Consider the following 16,106-nt stretch of genomic DNA (forward strand, 5'->3'; position numbering starts at 1 on the left):
CGTTTTAGCCCTTTTTTAACGAATAGGATGCATGTTCCCCCACTTCACTATCCATACGGAGCGATTGCCCTTTTAAATAGTGATTGAAGAAGTCGATCGTTGTATCGTTTATCAATTGTTGTGCCCCACGTGCGTCTACACCCTGTGACCATTCCAGAATGGGAGATATCAGATAAAGATCCGAGAAACTCAGATGTTTGGTGTTGCTCAGCTCCATCCAGAAGTTCCCTCCTGCGGTCACTGGCTCATATCGGGCATATACTTCCTCGTAGTATTTCTCGGCTTCCGGACGGGTCGTGCCCATGGCCGCGATCTCTTCGTTACTCATTACACTTGTACCTGCGACCGTTGTGTCCGCACTCATCATCAGAAACGGTTTGCCTACCCCTTCAGCGGGAATGCGCTTCTCTCCAAACAATACACCATCCATGTTCATCCCTGCTTTGACACGCGGATCATCCATTAACATCTGTACCGTTGTCGCCCCGCCAAATGAATGTCCAAACATGCCGATGTTGTCCAGATCCATATGTCCGGTAAAACGCCCGTTTGGATCTCCTGCGGCTAATTTCTCCACCTCATCCAGTACAAACTGCGCGTCCTTCACCCATGTCTCGTTGAGCTTGTCCATATAACTGAATTGCAGCTGTTCGAAACCTTCTTTCCCCTCCGATTCAAACTGGGCCACACGTCCATCCGGAAATACAGATACCAGACTGCTATACGTGTGATTAATGCCAACAACAATGTAACCTTGACTAACCAGCTGCTCCACCTGGAACGTATTCTGATTTTCATAGCCATGCAGACCATGAGAGAAAAGGATTACCGGGTATTGCGCTTCCGCATCTGATAATGAAGCTTCCTGAATCGCATGTGTTTTGACTTGGTCCAAACTTGAAAATAACAGCTTCGGCTGCTGCAGCACTTCATTGAAGGCTGCTGCATATACGGCTGGATCGTTTACATAAGGGGCTGTTGTTCCCTTGGCATCTGGATCTGTGGGATACCAGATCTGCACCATCAGTTCCCGTTTGTCCCCGGCTGTACTTGTCAGTAATTCCTCCCGACTATTGTCTGTCCAGTCATAGGATACTGTTCCGATTCCATAGGGACCTGTAAGCTTTTCAAATGAAAATACCGGAAAAAGCAGCGGTAGCCCAACGGTTACGGCAGCGTATACCAACACCAACATAGACGTTGCGATGATTCGAACACGTCCAGTTTTTTGTACTGCAGACGTGCTGGAAGACGATGCTGCAGCATGTTTGCCCACTGTCGTCACTGAGCGCTGCTGTCTTCTTGCTTCTGCCATTATCCCAATCAGTGGAACCAATGTGAGCAGGTACGCTGGAATCATCGGCCAACGCATGCCCTCTACCCATCCATGAATCAGCAGCAGCACACCCGATATGACGAGTCCTCCCCATACCCTTTTCTGCGGCTTATTCCGCCCTCCGATCAACCACACCAGCATTACGACGTTGAAAATAAGATAGATCCATTCTACTGTCCTCATGATACTAGTTCCCCCTTGTCTGTTTGCTGCGTTTCGAATTGCAAGCTGTACAGCAATTCTTCTAGTTGCAATCATAAAACCTCCAGTAACAGGAGATTCAAGGGGGATTTTTTAAGAAAACGAACCTAAACTACTTTAAAACAATAAAAAAAGAGAGGGATTCCCCTCTCCTTCCACATATCCTAATTTCGAAAACAACGTAAAATCACCATGATGTACGCGGTTTTTGAATTGCATCTGTTTCTTTTTCGATATCTGTCATCATATCTTTAATCCGATCCAATGCCAGTTGAAGCTGCTTTTGATGTGCATCGAGACGGTGGGCCATGGATCGAACCTGTTCTTGTGTAGGAGGCTGAGGCGCATGGGAGATTTCAATCAGTTCTTTTTCAATAGCATCTATGCCGTCCAATCCTGCACCCAGCATCTCAATGCCAAACTTGGCCTTGTCTGCGATATGATCTATTTTTAAAGCCGTTTCTTTTGCTTGTTTGTTGCCCCAGCCACCCGATATGTAGTTGGGTTGACCTACAGGTGGTGTGTAATCGCTCATAGAGACCGAACCTCCCTATTTCTGATACTTATCAGTAATTTCATCAATCTTGTCTGTCAACTTGTCGATCTCGTCAGTGAGACTATCAATTTCGTTTGTTAATTTGTCCACATCTTTAATGTTCTTCTGAACTTCGTCAATGTTGCCACTAGTAGCAATTACTTTGGACATCACTTCTTGTGCAATCGATGTCACAAGTACTTGTACATGATCGGGAGCGTCTTGTCCAACCTGTGCAACCAGTCTGTCAATCAGAGGTTTGATCTGAGATAGCGTAGTAGCTGCATTGGCAAGCTCACGACCACAAGAGTTCAATTCGGAATCAATCTTGTCCGACACCCGGTCAATTTTAGATTGAGTGATTTGGTCGATTTCTCGGATAACCTTGTCGATATCATTGGACATCTCACGTACTGCGCCTTTTCCTACTAACATTAGCAAACTCCCCCAGTATGTTTTACAAATTCTTCAATCCTCTTGATTATAAGGTAAGCCACCATGCTGAGCAATAAATTACGTTGTTATTTCGACGCTTTTTTACAAATAAAAGGGCATTACTGCAATTTCCGCTTCTCTCTTCTACGGATGCTGCATAGTTTGAGGGAAGTATGCTCGCACATAGCACGTTTTGCTTCTGTAAGACAAATAAAAATGCACTCCCTGAATGACATGTGACCCCCTTAAAGGTTCTCCGATGTATTCAAGGAATGCATGAAATGGAAGTTTAAATTCAGAAATTCATATAAAAGACTACTGCCCTTCTTCGCCATCTACCCGCTGTCTCTTGCCTATGCCAAATACGAAATATCCGATCACCACGATCGCCATAAACGTGGCACCAACAATCAGGGGTAAGCGCGTATCCGGGTTAAACGCCATGCCGATGATGACGAGGATCAGATACACGATGATAATGTAGTTGCTGATCGGGAACCATTTGGACTTGAAATTATGATCGGCCATCTCACTACCCCAACGCTTTCTGAATCGGAACTGACTGAATGCCAGTGCGAACCACGGTACCATCCCCGGAAGAACACTCGCGCTGTAGATATACAGGAACAGTTTGGAGTCCGGCATCAGGTAGTTCAGTATAACGCCAATCAATAGCAAGGAAATGGTGACAATGATACTGTTGCGAGGAACTCCGCCTTTGGACAGCTTTTTGAAAAAGGCAGGTGCCTGTCCATTCTCCGCAAGCGTGTATAACATACGGCCCGCACTATAGATTCCGCTGTTACATCCCGACATTGCCGCCGTGAGCACCACGAAGTTGATAATCCCCGCAGCAGCTACGATACCAACCTTCGCAAACGTCAGTACAAACGGGCTTCCCGTCTGTCCGACTTCATTCCAAGGGTACAGCGTTACGATAACAAAGATGGCACCTACGTAAAAGATCAGGATACGCCATACGATATTTTTGATTGCTTTACGCAGCGTCTGCTTCGGATTCTCTGCTTCCCCTGCCGTAATGCCGACCATTTCAACACCCTGATAGGCAGCCGTTACAATACATAGGGCGAATAAAAATCCTTTGATCCCACCAGGGAAAAAGCCCCCATGACTCACCAGATTCGATAGTCCAATCGGCTCTCCGCCGTTACCAAGACCGAAGAAGATTAATCCGGTTCCGATCACGATCATGAAGACAATGGCCGTTACCTTAATCATGGCAAACCAGAATTCGAACTCACCGTAAAACTTAACCGCAGCCAGATTCGCTGCCGCAATAATGAGTACTCCAGCGAGTGCAGGCAGCCACTGTGGAATATCCGGAAACCAATAACCGACATAAATGCCGATTGCCGTGACTTCCGCCATCCCAACCGTTACCCAGAGGAACCAGTAACTCCAGGCAGTCAGGAACCCGGCAAGCGGACTGATATATTTGTGAGCAAATGTGGCAAATGAACCGGTGACAGGCTCCTGAATCAACATTTCACCCATAATACGCATGACAAAAAAGATAATGATTCCGGCCAGCAAATAGGCCAGCAGTACCGAAGGACCTGCCCATTTGATCGTACTTGCCGATCCCATGAACAATCCGACGCCGATTGTACCCCCGAGTGCAATCAGCTCTACATGGCGGGGCTTAAGCCCTCTAGATAGTTGCTTCGATTCCAAACGATTCTCCCCTTTTCTTGTGTGCAGCTTCGTGTTGTAACTTACATTGTTATACTCACATTAACGCAATGCAGAATTGCTTCACCAAATTGTACGAGATGTGCCGCAGAAATACAACAAGGAATGTAAGGAAGCGTTTGAATTGAGAATTATTATCATTTATAATGAACACCAAAAATCACTTTTCTGGCTTTTACTTTGGATATGACGGGTTTAGTCCCCTCCAAAAAAGAATCTCTTAAATCAGAGAGAAGGACTTTTGTTACCTCTACCCTTAGTTTACTGGAACTACCTCAGGACTATTCCCGTATTGTATCAGAAGATCACATATGGGGTACTGGTTATATTTCCTATATTTTCTTATTCATTTGATATTATAAACGAGATCGGTCGATGTTAGACCACGACCCAAACCATGTAATAACATCCGGGAGGTCTGCATATGGAGCAGCAACACGCAGTACGAGTTGAATTATTCGTTTCCAACACCCAAATCATCAAGAAGTCGTTCAAGTGGCAAAATCCGATGATGCACCGCCTGAGTGCCCTTCTCTATGCGGCGGAAAATAAAATAGCCGATGGCGAGACAATTCGCCAGAGTCATGAGTTGATTAAGCAAAACACAAACCTCTTTTCCGCATTCAGGGGCAATTCGGCCGTCAGTATCGCCGCCATGCTCTCCCTTACTACGGATCAGGAAACGAAGCTGGCGGATACCTTTCATGTCTACGACCTGATGAAGCAGATCAAGTTCCGCACTTCCGATTTCCTGGCCGTTGCCGCCTATCAGATTGCTGTGCAGGCAGCACCTGATCAATTCCAGCATGTCGTAGAGCGTGCCAAAGCCTTTTACGATCAGATGAAAGCAAACCACCGCTTCCTTACCGCACAGGATGACTATATTTTTGCAGCCATGCTGGCTCTCTCCGATCTGGATGTGGATTCTGGTGTGGCCCGCATGGAACAGCTCTATCGTGAATTGAAGCCGGAGTTCTCTTCAGGCAACAGCGTACAGGCATTAACACAAGTATTGGTTCTTGGGGACGACAGTCCGGAATCGAGTCATCGCGTGTTGAGATTACAAGAGGCGTTCCGCAAACGCAGCATCCGACTGGATAAGACGTATACCTTATCTTCCCTGGGTGTACTCTCTTTATTGCCTGTGGACCAGGAAACACTTGTGGATCAGGTCCAGGAAACGTATGACTGGCTGCGTGATCAAAAGGGCTTCGGGGCATGGTCGATCACCAAACAAGAATTGCTGCTATTCTCATCTGCTCTTGTGGCAGTTCAGCATGTTGAGAATTTAAGAAATGACGTTCTGACCACAACTCTCTCAACAAGTATCACTAACATTATCATCGCACAGCAAGCTGCCATGGCCTCTGCTGCCGCGGCATCGGCTGCTGTTGCCGCTTCATCATCTTCATCAAGCTAACGTTTGCCAAGGCAGATTTATTACGAGACAAAAAGACCCATCTGAATCACTCAGATGGGTCTTAGATTTATTTAATTCAGTATCAAAAAAATAAATCTTTTTCCGAAACTATACGATTCCCGTTTCACGGAACTCCTCCATAAAACTGTCCAGCCAATCGTCGCCATAATCCAGCGCACCCATATCACTTTCGATAAATGCAGCATCCAGACCCATGACCCAAAATCTGCGAGCAATCATAAACAAATCCACTGCTTGCTCGTCCTCTGGAGAGAAGCTTCGTATCGAACGATAACCCGCCATGAGTGCCTTCCATAATGCTTCTTTTTGCTCACCAGACTGTCTCTTCCTAGCTTTCACCTGAGCCAAATCATATGCACGCCAGCCATTAGCCGTCCACTCAAAGTCATAGTGTGTAAACGAGTTTTCCTGCTGAAAAGCATTATTGTTTCCATGCATATCGCCATGGCACAATCCCCATTCCAGACCATCGCTGGATGCGGTAATACGCTTTTTCAACTCCTGTGTAAACGTATGCAAAAATGGCACTGCTTCATGCGATTCCCCGATATACGCCACAATCCGTTCCAACGGCTGATCAATTAGAAATGGTGTATTCAGCTCATATCTGGGCTGCTCCAGCACCACCTGATCCATAGCTTCGTGCAGCTCAGCCGCAGACTGGCCAAAAGCATAACAGGACTCTTCATCCTCCAGGTTGTTCTCTATCCCATCAATATAGCGGAACATCACAGCCACCCGTTTGCCTTCCGGCGCATCCAGATCGGTATATCCACTGTTGTCTTTCTTATTGAGATGCTCTCCAACATCAGCGCGCGCTGAAGAATTCAATATTGCTTTCAATTGAGATAATACGGACAATTCCGTGATTACTTCGGCCTCTCTGATCTCTGTTCGGTATAGCCGAAGGATATACAAGCCTGTGGACGTTTTTACCCTATATGTATCATTTAATCCTCGCAGCCAAAACAAACATTCTTTCCATTGCCCGATGTCATATTGATTACTTAGAGCAAATTCCAAATATTTCGGATTCAAAACGGAACGCAAAGCTGTTGGTTGATCAAATTTCAGCATGGATATGCTCCTTCAGTTTATTTTTTCCAGAATCTATATAGTTCGTGATCAAGTCCCTGACTCCTTTTTAGAGTAGTTTAGAGAAGTTTACAAATGTCTCTTGCTGTTGGAATTCATCCTTGACCTTGAAGTACACTTCAACCTTTATACTGTAGATATCATAATCAAGGCGAGAGGCGGAACACAGATGAGTATGACTATTTATAACAAAAGACGCTCTCTAATGAGCTATCTATTTGAAAAATTTATTCTTTTATCAGGTACCAAGAAGAATTTCTCCACGAGGGAAAACACCCGGAAGCACATTGACCAAGTGGGTCTTGAAAATATTAAGCCTTATCAGGTGGGAAAGGTAAAACTCACATCTTCTCGATCCGAACGTTCCTTTGAAGACATGCAGGTATTTACATTGAACGACCAGAACTCTGCCGATCAAAAAGTCATTCTATATATACACGGCGGCGCTCATACGCACCAGCCACTGAGCATGCATTGGAGATTCATGGACACCATGGCCCAGGCACTGAACGCCAAAGTGATTGCACCCATTTATCCCAAAGTGCCTCATTTCAACTATCAGCATACTTATACAAGACTCTTAAACTTATACCGTGAAATCGTTGAATCGATAGAGAGTTCCACAGAACTGACCATTATGGGAGATTCAGCGGGCGGGAATATTTCGCTAAGTCTGGCACATTACATTCAGATGAATCATCTTCCGCAGCCCAAAGACATCATTTTGCTGTCTCCATGCGTGGATATGGTTCTGGACAACCCGGTCATATTCGACTATGAAACCCGAGATCCCATGCTCGCTGTGGAAGGGTATGATGTGATTCGGCGGATCTGGGCGGCTGATAAATCTCTGGATGATCCGCTGATTAGTCCGATTTACGGAGACTTCGAAGGACTTGGGAAAATCACCATGTTTATCGGAACACATGAAGGCTTATTCCCCGACATTATGAGGCTCGACAAAATGCTTACGGACCAAGCCATTGACCATAATACCTTTGTTTATCCCAAGATGAATCATGTATTTGTACTGTATCCCATCCCTGAAGCCAAGGATGCGCAGCGCAAAATGATCGACATCATTAAGGGCTAAAAAGCTTCAGCTTCTCCTGACTCTATGAATCATAAATGATTATAACTACGCACCAAGATTGGTTCTGAAGTCAGGCAGCTGCTGTGCCTCCGTTGTACGTTCCAGCAGGCTCGCTATACTCTCTCGATCGAAAGAAGCTAAATATACAGCTAAAATATCATCTTCATTTTCCCCTATGGCCATTTCAAAGAGAAAGATGACACCCTCCCTACAAAAGATTCGCCAAGCCTGAAGAGAGGACGTTTCCTGGATCTCATACTGCTCGTCGCTCAATCCCCAATACGTTAGATAATCCGATAACCCCCACATGTTCTCATCAAAAATAACCCAGTAAGACAGCCTGTCCTCCACCCCCAGCTGAATGAATGCTTTGCTTACCAAGAAGTTGGTAAGTGATTCGTTCTCCAGCGACCAGTCGGGATTGTTCCATGCGCACAGATAAACAGGCGGGTCTTCCTTCGTCAGATCACTGAAACGAACGCCGCAATAGATCACGGATTCTTCACATTGATAGAACACCAGAAACTCCTTGTCCGTTGTAAAGAACTCCGAATCAGGTACAAAGATATCCTCCAAAAGTATCGGCTCATACTGATTGTTGCAATGCTGCGTAATATATTGGGACCGCCCAAACCTCTTATAGTATTCACGTAGAGCGGCTGGAAACGGCTTGCCGATACGACGCTCCTGCTCCTGAATGTCCTCCTCCGAAATGGCATCACTTACTTCATCATGACCTTGCAAAAACTCCGTCAATAATTTGAATTCCGCATTCAAGTTAACCTATTCCCCTCTCGAGAACGTATTTTTCAAAGAACAAACGAGCCTCGGGAAATAACAATGGAGCAACACAGTCTATGGATACCCAGCGAATATCATCAATCTCATCATCATGCGGCTCCAGGTCTGTTCCATCTCCCGTGTATTGAACCAGAAACATCGTCGTCTCCTGCCCCTTATATCCCAATCTCTCCTGCGTTACGGCATCGAAATCAAAAACGATTGTCTCCCCAATCTGCTTCGTAATCGTATACCTTGTTGATCCGGTTTCTTCCTCTAATTCCCTGAGCAGTGCCGCCTCCATGCTCTTGTCCTGTGCTTCCATGCCACCTTTGGGGAAATCCCATGTTCCTTTGATTCTCCCCTGTGCTCCCTTTACCTTATGAACCAACAGTAATTCGTCACCCTTTTGGATGACCGCGCCCACAGCCATACGTATCATCTATTCACCTCATGGATTTGGATATCCGGCCTTTCTTTGTATTCTGAACATAAATGGAATAATAACAAGCCAAATGCCCTAAATTGACAAGCGACCATACTACAAGCCATATGATTGGAGACGATAGTGTAGTCCAGATGCCGAACCAAGGCAGCACGCGCCCTCCGCCAATAAACGTCATTAAGGGAGACAGGGACAAGAGAATCAGGATTGGGATCAGCCTGCCGACCGTGATCAGAATCAATCTGTTGATCGTTAGACGTTGGTTCTTCCGACGGATGCGAAAATAGGCATAGACGCCCCATACAAACGTAGCTAGGATGAGCGCAATCATGATCATTTCCATGTTTCGGCCGTTCACAAAAGAGGTTTCGGGCTTCTCCCCCCTCATAATATCCGCGATTCCATCGATAAAAGCCGAGTAGTTCACAAAAGCATTGATACCGGAATTAAACATCACCGCGATGCCCAACTGCTCATTCAAATACACCGTTTCTTCCGACTTGTACGTCCAGAAAATACCGCTATGAGAGATCGTTCGACCCCCGGATTCATCTTGGGGATCTGCAAGCCATCCCATGCCGTACGGCCCGATGGCTCCGGCTGCATGATATTGTTTCATCAGATCGGGGGAAAGGAGGCTGCCGTGATATTGGGCAAGCATCCACAGGGACATGTCCTCTGCTGTTGAAACGATGCCTGCGGGGCCCTCAATAAACCACAGCGGTTCCGATTGACTTACAGAACGTCCCAAACTCAAGTAATGCCCTGACGGAACAGCTTCATTTCCATCGATTTGCAGCGTCGTGCTGACACTGTAAGTATGGTTCATTCCTAGCGGTTCAAAAATGTGACTTTTCAGGTAATCCGAAAAGCGCTCTCCGCTGACGCTCTCCACAAGGTTCGCCAGCAGCACATAATTGGGATTATGATAGCTGTAGGCGGTTCCGGGGCTATGGGCCAATTGAACCTCGGATATTAACCGGCTTGCCTCGTCCAGGGATTGGAATTGCGGAGTCCTCGTCATATCGGGATTTATTTTATCATTGAGACCACTGGTCTGATTCAATAGATGGCGGACCGTAATATCACGAAAGCGAGAGTCCCGTGGGGAAAGCTCGGGAAAATAGGAAACGTAAGCCGCATCCAGATCAATCTGACCGTTGTCCGCCAGCTGCAGAACAGCCAATGCGGTAAAGGACTTGCTTAACGAAGCAATGGGAAAAGGAGTTCCCCCCGTTACGCTTTGACCATTTTCAAATGTTCCGTAGCCTTTTGCGTAGAAGACCTCATCGTTATTGGCGATTGCCAGTGATGCAGCCTTGATATGATTGGCTTTCATACTCCGAGTCATAAATTCGTCGATGTCCCTCATGACTTCTGTCTTGTCTCGGGCTTCCGTGGCGGACACGGGGTTCACCCACATGGAACATAACAACAGTAAGCAGCTTATTGCGAAAAAAGTACTTTTTTTCAGTTTTGGCATCATAGCACTCCTTAAATCAAGATAAGGAAATGCTATCATGTCATTTTCAACTATTTATCAACTCGGGTCCCCAAACCCCAAACTTGCTGTCACAGTTCCGCCACCGCGAGGTCCGTTTTCAACATGCAGGCTCCCTCCATGTTTCTTGCAAAAAACTTTGCAAACGTAAAGGCCCAGCCCGCGATGTTCGGTAGCATCCCACACCTCACCGCGGTAAAAAGGGAGATCGGCCTTGTGCAAGGCCTCGTCCGAGAAGCCCGGCCCGTCGTCTGAGACGGTAATCTTAATAGAGCCTTCCTGTACGACGTAACGAACGTTCACTTGACTGACTGCGTATCGCACCCCATTGGCCACCACATTCTCGAAAATCTGCATGATGATATAGGGATCCACGTTAATTGCAGTATGATCACATTCCATGGAAGAGACGAAGCGTTTGCCGAATTTCCTTGCGATTTGTTCGCCGCTATCATTCAGCAAAGTCGTCAATGAGATTACATCCATCGACTGGCGATGCACCGGGACATCCTCCAGCTTCTGTATCGAGTTCATCGCCTCCACATAGCTCTCCAGACGTACAATGTGGAGGTTCATGGTATGGATCAGGTCCAGCACCTTTTCTTCCGACAATTTCTTCTCCGGCAGATAGGTGGCGAGAAGCTCGGCGTTTCCCTTCAACACCGCCAGCGGTGTTCTAAGGTCATGGGCAAAAATTGCATTGAGCTGCTTGCGCTCCTCTACCGAACGCCAGAGTGTCTTTACGTTTTTCTCCAACTGTGTGCGCATGCTTTCAAAGGCCCTGACCAGCTCTCCCATTTCGTCATGGCTGTCATAGGAGATACGGAAGCCCAGATCGTTGGCCGAAATGTTCTCGGATGCTCGCTTTAACAGCTCCAACGGACGTTTTAGTTTCAATCTGTAAAATAAAACGGCCATGGTGACAATCCCGGCGGCCACGGTTAGCAGCACCGCCGCGACGAGGGAAGGCAGTACCCAATCCGTTTCTCCATAACGCAGCCGCAGGTTCTCCGCCCAAGCGAACTCCAGGGTTATGACGGCCAGCACGGCAATGAGCGTGACCACGCATAACAGGATAAAAGATTGCAGCAAGGTAAACGGCTTCAGCAGCAGCCTGTTCATAAACTTGGCCATTTATATCCTACTCCCCAAACGGTCTCGATTCGGTTAGAGCAACCAAACTCCTTAAATTTGGAGCGAATTCGCCGGATATGCTCCGCCATCACACTGCTGTCACCTTCATTGTCCAAGCCCCATATCTTTTCGTATATGCGCTCCTTTTCGAACACCATACCTGGATGCATTGACAGCAGTTCAATAATAGCGAACTCTTTTTTGGCCAGAGGAATTCGCTCATCCCGGTAGTAGAGCTCCCGGGCCGTATAATCAATGACCAGATCATCGTTAAACCTCACCGAGGATTTAGTCTGGATTCGCCGTTCCCTGCGCAAATGCGCTTCGACCCTTGCCCCCAGCTCATGAATGCTGAAAGGTTTCAGAATGTAGTCATCGCCTCCAGCCTGAAATCCGGCTATTTTATCAGCATCTTCGATTCGAGCCGTTAAAAATACAATCGGGCAAGAGACAAAGTCTCGGATTTGCTCGCATAATTGAAGACCGTTCTGCTCAGGCATGTTGATATCTAGCAAAACGAGATCGGGTTGTTGTTCCACTTTCCGTAGCGCCTCCCGGCTGTTCTTGGCCGTCATAACGGTATATCCATTGATTTCAAAATAATCAGTCAGCAGCTTGAGCAGATCCGCTTCATCGTCAACGATCAGTATTTTAGGCATCCATGCTCTCTCCCGTATCCAGATATTTGGATTTAGCATAGCAAAAATGAGCTGGCTCATAAAGAAGGGAAGGGAATCCAAACAAAACATATTCATGGAGAGCATCCTTTTCATCTAAAATAGACCGCTCTCCGGTTTAGAGAATGCGGTCTATTAAGTCCATATTTTATGAGGATACCGATTTGGCTGCACCAATCTTGGTGATAACCGTATCATACGGGGCCAGTTCCAGCGTTTGTTTTCCATACTCTGTATCGATCGTTGTTTCTTGTACCTGGTCGCTATTGTTGATCACAACCAATATGTTACTTTCCGGATAGTAAGCACACTCGGTATACAGGTTATCCGGGATATACTTGGTTTCTTCGTACTCATGGCCGGCATAGCGAATCAGATTCAACAGCAATCTGGTATTCGCCCAATTGAACTCGAATGCAGAGAGATAGATCCCTGTTCCTTTGCCGAAGGCATGCGCAGATAGCGTAATGTGACCATCCGTTTCGTGCAGCACCTCAGCAGTTCCATCCGTAAGGTAGATGCCTTTCTTCGGCGATACGCTGGCCTCGTCCGGTACCAGACCATACTCATCCTGGGCCTCATACGACCATTTTCCGTGAACGACTCTTGCCCCTGTATCCTCATCCACCCCAAGAACATGTGCCATTCTGAAAAAGTTGTCGTATCCCTCGATCGCCGAAGGCTGATTGATGCCGATAAAGGTACCACCCTCATGCACCCATTGCGTGAGTAAATCCACACATTTGTGATCATTCCAGTGGTCTCCACCGCTCCATGCGGAACCGGCAGAACCGGCATTGATCACGACATCGCAATCTTGCAGTACGCCCTGACGAATGTCTTCAAAATCAATGAACCGCACTTCAACTGGCAATCCGGATAAGGCTTCATTGACATGAATCAAGTCATGCATATAGGTTTCATGGAAATGCCCGGACAACGTCCACGATCTCAGCTTGCCCCAGCTATGCAGAACAGCTACCTTGGTCTTGATCTGATAAGGCTTGCCAGCCTGGTGCAGCTCTTTCATTTCCCTGAATTCATTCGCAATCTTTTCAATGTAATCCACAAAATCCGGGTAAGGCTCGACCAGGTGCAGATAACCGCCCAGTCCGATCCGGTCAATCGGCTCCCTGAGCAGGGCACGCCGGATATTAATCCAGTATTTCTTGGCATCCAGCGTAGGGTCGCCGCCCTCCTTGAAAGTAGGGAGTCCGCCTAAACCAACCGGGAACAGGTATGGATGCAGCCGGATTTCATGTGTGTCCACGTCGATCCCCGAACACATCCTTGCCTCATACCCGGAGAATACACATTTGATCATGCCATCGAACCCAAATTCCTGGAAGCGGTCATTATAAGGCTCCATGCCGACCCAACTGTCATCGTAGAAAACATAGGCCAGCTTGTCATGTTTGTGTACAATATCAATCAGCTTTTTGCCGAATTCAATCACAAAATCATTGATGAATGCCATCCAGTCCAACTTGCGCTGGTCCGCAGGAATATGACTGACCCGATATTTCCCGCCATTCACGAAATCCTCGGCCGTGAGGGAATAGCCGACCTTTTTGGCAAACAGATCAAGTGCTCTTGAACTTACCGTAAAATCGTATGAACCCCAGTCCGAGAACAGATGGCGGTTGCGCTCACTGCTGCCCCAGATCCAGGCGAAATTATAGAACAGGGAGGTAAACCGAACAACGGTCGTTTCCTTGTGCTCCTGACACCAATTTTCCATCCAGTTCAGCAAGTATGCTTGTGTCTCAGGATAGATGGGATCAATCTGCATCAGGTGTTCTTTGTCCCAGTCATTGGTCGTGTGGTTGTACATGGAGATCTCTTCCCATATCCGGTAGACCATGAAGCTGACGGTGTATTTATGCCACGGAACAATGCCGGTAATGACCACATTGCCGGATTCCCGCTCATAATTCCACTGTTCTCTCGGCACTTCTTCCCCGGTCGTCCGGTCATAGACCTGCCAATACTTGAACGCTTCCCGGGAGTCGTTAACCCGGAATTGTTCAGCGAAGAAATCCTCCATCAGGTAGATGGACAGGTAATCCTGCACGGCCACCTTGGGGTTCGTAATCAGGAAACACTGCTGCAGTTTATCCGTATTGCGGGACGCCCACTCATTATGATCCCGGATAATACAGATCGTCGAATAAATGCCGTAACCTGCATTGATAATCTCATCCGACAATTTGGTACCGTCACTGTCACGAATGACATCGGCACCCCACCGTTCAGCAAGTTCCAATGTCAGCGCCTCATAACCCGATTCTCCGGGCAGGGTAAAGGCTCCGGTTGATTTTTTGGACAAATTGGATCTCCTCCTATCTCAACATGTCGGACAGAAAAGCGAGTGCCAGGCCCTGACCCCAGCCCTGAATCCAGTCTTTGGGGATATTACGATATCCTTCACGATCCTTCATGACAGCCGTGCCGCCGGATACACCCAGTACGCGCCCGTCTTCGGTGATGTTTTTCAGAACGCCATCCAAAGCCTTTTGCACATATTTGGTATGCAGCGGATTGCCGTTATTGATCATGGCTGCCGCAATACCGCAGGATGCCGATACTTCTTCATAGGATTCCTCGTCGTCCAGAACCGTCCGCCACAGGCCGTTCTCCGTCTGTACCAGCTTCAGTGCTGCCAGTTGATCCCGAAGTGAGCACTCGACGTCCATGCATTGCGGATACAAATACCAGTCCTTCAATTGCGGTTTCACCTGTGACATCGTATAGGCGCCCCAGGCATTCGCTCTGCCCCAGTAAAATCCGGACATGTGGTCCTTGTTGACGTTGTTATAGCCGTGATACCAGAGACTCGTGCTCGGGTCCTGCAGGTATTTGATATGCCAGTAATACTGATTCAAGGCATCTTGAATCATGGCCTCATCTTTTAGTTTGCTGCCCACGCGCAGCAGGAAAAATGCAGCCATAAACAAGGTATCCGCCCAAGCCTGTTCCGGAAAATCATTGGCAACGGATACGGTATGCTGCAGCACGTTGTCACCGAAGCGGAGCGCATGGTTCTGGAGATAGTCCACCTTGCTCAAGGCAATATCCCAATACTTTTGATCCCCTGTCTCTTCATACAAGGTGATCAGCATATGCCCCATGGCACAGGTGTTTACCGTCCAGCTTGGCAGACCCAGCTCTATGTACTCATCCGCCCACTGAACCAGCCTGTCCAAAACCTCCTTGTTCCCCGTCGTTTGATAAGCTCTGGTTACACCATAATAGGCTACGCCGCAAGGCCAATCCCATGTTAGATCCATGGCCAGCGTTTTTTGGGTGACGTTATCGATGACCTTTAAAATCTCTTCCCTGTCATATTTCACTTGAAGCATTGGTATTCCCCTCTCCTGCGCACACGCCCCCAAGTGCGCCCTGAGAGGTGTCCGTCCATTATTGTAAACGCTTTACTTATCTCATTCTACGCAGTAAAATAGTGTCAATCTAAGCATATTCACAACAAAACTGCGCAATTTCAACCATTTATGAATAATATCAAAGGTTTACACTAAGTCACTCCGCTGTCAGAACAATCTTCCGATCGCTGTTATCCCCAGATTTTTTTGATTCCTTTTCTATGGGGAAAATCAGGTGATAAAGGCGAACGCTTTGCTTCTCCAGATTTGTTCTGCCCTCTCCGTTACCGTGTAATTGTAGAAGTATCCTTTTTAAAGGTTACCTTTACTGTAGTTT

The 16,106-nt window shown here is 47.1% G+C and carries 14 protein-coding genes; 2 read left to right on the forward strand and 12 right to left on the reverse strand.

The features are described 5' to 3' along the window. Nucleotides 1–4: 4 nt before the first annotated feature. The 4 genes from AB3N00_RS13920 to AB3N00_RS13935 form a co-directional block, all read right to left on the reverse strand. The gene (locus AB3N00_RS13920; protein ID WP_413035047.1) at nt 5–1,519 is read right to left on the reverse strand and encodes an alpha/beta hydrolase family protein; all 1,515 of its coding nucleotides are present in this window, start codon (nt 1,517–1,519) and stop codon (nt 5–7) included. Between the two features lie 205 nt (nt 1,520–1,724). After that, the gene (locus tag AB3N00_RS13925) at nt 1,725–2,072 is read right to left on the reverse strand and encodes a hypothetical protein (protein ID WP_175397773.1); all 348 of its coding nucleotides are present in this window, start codon (nt 2,070–2,072) and stop codon (nt 1,725–1,727) included. Nucleotides 2,073–2,087: 15 nt separating this feature from the next. Then, the gene (locus AB3N00_RS13930) at nt 2,088–2,507 is read right to left on the reverse strand and encodes a hypothetical protein (RefSeq protein ID WP_175397774.1); all 420 of its coding nucleotides are present in this window, start codon (nt 2,505–2,507) and stop codon (nt 2,088–2,090) included. Nucleotides 2,508–2,822: 315 nt separating this feature from the next. Then, a complete protein-coding gene (locus AB3N00_RS13935; RefSeq protein ID WP_413035048.1) occupies nt 2,823–4,202 on the reverse strand; it encodes an amino acid permease in 1,380 nt (459 codons plus the stop codon). A 442-nt stretch (nt 4,203–4,644) separates the two neighbouring features. On the opposite strand from AB3N00_RS13935, the gene AB3N00_RS13940 reads away from it, so the two are divergent. Further along, the gene (locus AB3N00_RS13940; protein ID WP_413035049.1) at nt 4,645–5,640 is read left to right on the forward strand and encodes a DUF4003 family protein; all 996 of its coding nucleotides are present in this window, start codon (nt 4,645–4,647) and stop codon (nt 5,638–5,640) included. Between the two features lie 108 nt (nt 5,641–5,748). Here the strand turns inward: AB3N00_RS13940 and AB3N00_RS13945 are convergent, their stop codons facing one another. Beyond that, nucleotides 5,749–6,738, reverse strand: a complete 990-nt coding sequence (locus AB3N00_RS13945) for a phosphotransferase (protein ID WP_413035050.1) — start codon at nt 6,736–6,738, stop codon at nt 5,749–5,751. Between the two features lie 187 nt (nt 6,739–6,925). Between AB3N00_RS13945 and AB3N00_RS13950 the strand changes: the two genes are divergently transcribed. Then, nucleotides 6,926–7,849, forward strand: coding sequence for an alpha/beta hydrolase (locus AB3N00_RS13950; protein WP_413035051.1), 924 nt, complete (start codon nt 6,926–6,928; stop codon nt 7,847–7,849). 45 nt (nt 7,850–7,894) lie between these two features. Here the strand turns inward: AB3N00_RS13950 and AB3N00_RS13955 are convergent, their stop codons facing one another. The 7 genes from AB3N00_RS13955 to AB3N00_RS13985 all read right to left on the reverse strand — a co-directional run bounded on the left by AB3N00_RS13955 (nt 7,895) and on the right by AB3N00_RS13985 (nt 15,748). Continuing rightward, entirely contained in the window at nt 7,895–8,626 is a 732-nt protein-coding gene (locus tag AB3N00_RS13955) for an SMI1/KNR4 family protein (protein WP_413035052.1), read from the reverse strand. A 1-nt stretch (nt 8,627) separates the two neighbouring features. Further along, on the reverse strand, nt 8,628–9,071 hold the full coding sequence (locus tag AB3N00_RS13960) for an NUDIX hydrolase (RefSeq protein ID WP_413035053.1): 444 nt from the start codon (nt 9,069–9,071) through the stop codon (nt 8,628–8,630). Nucleotides 9,072–9,075: 4 nt separating this feature from the next. Beyond that, nucleotides 9,076–10,596 carry a serine hydrolase domain-containing protein gene (locus AB3N00_RS13965; RefSeq protein WP_413035054.1) on the reverse strand — a complete coding sequence of 507 codons (1,521 nt, stop codon included), beginning with the start codon at nt 10,594–10,596 and terminating at the stop codon, nt 9,076–9,078. A gap of 18 nt (nt 10,597–10,614) precedes the next feature. Beyond that, nucleotides 10,615–11,709 carry an ATP-binding protein gene (locus AB3N00_RS13970; protein WP_413035055.1) on the reverse strand — a complete coding sequence of 365 codons (1,095 nt, stop codon included), beginning with the start codon at nt 11,707–11,709 and terminating at the stop codon, nt 10,615–10,617. Then, a complete protein-coding gene (locus AB3N00_RS13975; RefSeq protein ID WP_413035056.1) occupies nt 11,694–12,368 on the reverse strand; it encodes a response regulator transcription factor in 675 nt (224 codons plus the stop codon). Before AB3N00_RS13975 ends, AB3N00_RS13970 begins: the two co-directional genes overlap by 16 nt. A gap of 166 nt (nt 12,369–12,534) precedes the next feature. Further along, complete coding sequence (gnpA, locus tag AB3N00_RS13980) at nt 12,535–14,715, reverse strand: 1,3-beta-galactosyl-N-acetylhexosamine phosphorylase (protein WP_413035057.1); 2,181 nt, start codon at nt 14,713–14,715, stop codon at nt 12,535–12,537. Between the two features lie 13 nt (nt 14,716–14,728). After that, nucleotides 14,729–15,748 (reverse strand): glycoside hydrolase family 88/105 protein, encoded by a 1,020-nt coding sequence (locus AB3N00_RS13985; protein WP_413035058.1) that lies wholly within the window; start codon nt 15,746–15,748, stop codon nt 14,729–14,731. Nucleotides 15,749–16,106: the final 358 nt, after the last annotated feature.

The organism is Paenibacillus xylanilyticus, assembly GCF_047246825.1.
GTDB lineage: Bacteria > Bacillota > Bacilli > Paenibacillales > Paenibacillaceae > Paenibacillus > Paenibacillus xylanilyticus_B.

Bases quoted from the DNA above. Each gene is read 5' to 3' on its own strand.
- AB3N00_RS13920 (WP_413035047.1), bottom strand. From the start codon at position 1,519: ATGAGGACAGTAGAATGGATCTATCTTATTTTCAACGTCGTAATGCTG.
- AB3N00_RS13925 (WP_175397773.1), bottom strand. From the start codon at position 2,072: ATGAGCGATTACACACCACCTGTAGGTCAACCCAACTACATATCGGGT.
- AB3N00_RS13930 (WP_175397774.1), bottom strand. From the start codon at position 2,507: ATGTTAGTAGGAAAAGGCGCAGTACGTGAGATGTCCAATGATATCGAC.
- AB3N00_RS13940 (WP_413035049.1), top strand. From the start codon at position 4,645: ATGGAGCAGCAACACGCAGTACGAGTTGAATTATTCGTTTCCAACACC.
- AB3N00_RS13945 (WP_413035050.1), bottom strand. From the start codon at position 6,738: ATGCTGAAATTTGATCAACCAACAGCTTTGCGTTCCGTTTTGAATCCG.
- AB3N00_RS13950 (WP_413035051.1), top strand. From the start codon at position 6,926: ATGAGTATGACTATTTATAACAAAAGACGCTCTCTAATGAGCTATCTA.
- AB3N00_RS13960 (WP_413035053.1), bottom strand. From the start codon at position 9,071: ATGATACGTATGGCTGTGGGCGCGGTCATCCAAAAGGGTGACGAATTA.
- AB3N00_RS13965 (WP_413035054.1), bottom strand. From the start codon at position 10,596: ATGATAGCATTTCCTTATCTTGATTTAAGGAGTGCTATGATGCCAAAA.
- AB3N00_RS13970 (WP_413035055.1), bottom strand. From the start codon at position 11,709: ATGGCCAAGTTTATGAACAGGCTGCTGCTGAAGCCGTTTACCTTGCTG.
- AB3N00_RS13975 (WP_413035056.1), bottom strand. From the start codon at position 12,368: ATGCCTAAAATACTGATCGTTGACGATGAAGCGGATCTGCTCAAGCTG.
- AB3N00_RS13985 (WP_413035058.1), bottom strand. From the start codon at position 15,748: ATGCTTCAAGTGAAATATGACAGGGAAGAGATTTTAAAGGTCATCGAT.